Raw genomic sequence first — 879 nt, 5'->3', positions numbered from 1 at the left:
CGGCGCACGCGCGATCGCCCGCCCTGGATCTGGCTCCTGCGGTTGAGCTTGCCGCTCTTGTTGTCGAATGGGGCAAGGCCGGCGAGCGCGGCGATCGACTTGGGCGAGCGCTGGCCGAGCTCGGGCAGGTGCGCCAGCAAAGAGAGCGCGCCGACCTTGGAGACGCCGGGCACGGAGACCATCAGCGCGTGGTCGCGAGCGGTGTCCTGGTTTTGACGAATGACGTTGGCAATCAGGCTCTCGAGCGCCTTGATGCGTGTGTCGAAGTGGGCGATCGTTTCTTCAAGGCTGGTGATGACGATCGCCTCGAAGGCGTCGGCGAGGTGCTTCTTCGCCGTTGTCCGCATATCGACCAGGTGATCGCGGTGGCGGGCAAGCGATTGAAGCCGCTCGCCTTGTTCGCACGGCGCCGGCTCGGCTTCAGGCTGGTAGCGGCGGCCATAGCCGCTCAGCATCCTGGCGTCGAGACGATCGGTCTTGGCGCGCCGTCTCGTCGATTTCGCATAGTGGTGGGTGTGCGCCGGGTTGTGCCGCGAGAACGCAATGCCGGCCTTGGCCAGCGCGTGGCGCAGCAGCCGGTCATGGACGCCCGTCGCCTCCATGACGACGAAGTCTCGGCCGGGACAAAGGCCCGCCACATAGGCAGCGATCGCATCGGCCCGGTTGGCAATTTGCCGAAAACGGCCGCTTGTCTCATCAAAAAAGTCGAGCCACTGCTTGGAGATGTCGCAGCCGACATAGTTCTGCATTATCATGTCCCACGCCTCTTCCTGTGGTGCGGGGTCTGCTTGGTACAGCCCCGTGCAACTGTTCAGGTTGATGGTTCACCGGTGGGAAGGGACCGGGCCATGCCACGGCCTGTCCGAAAGGACGACCAGG

At 64.6% G+C, this 879-nt stretch carries 1 protein-coding gene; it reads right to left on the bottom strand.

The genetic code is table 11. The features are described from left to right. Positions 1-749 (bottom strand): IS110 family transposase (locus tag RFM40_RS33590; RefSeq protein WP_320279060.1); only part of this gene is annotated, 749 nt, incomplete at its 3' end. Between the last annotated feature and the right edge of the window lie 130 nt (positions 750-879).

This window comes from Mesorhizobium captivum, assembly GCF_033977165.1.
GTDB classification, from domain to species: domain Bacteria; phylum Pseudomonadota; class Alphaproteobacteria; order Rhizobiales; family Rhizobiaceae; genus Mesorhizobium; species Mesorhizobium captivum.
This window is presented reverse-complemented; position numbering and strand designations above follow the sequence as displayed.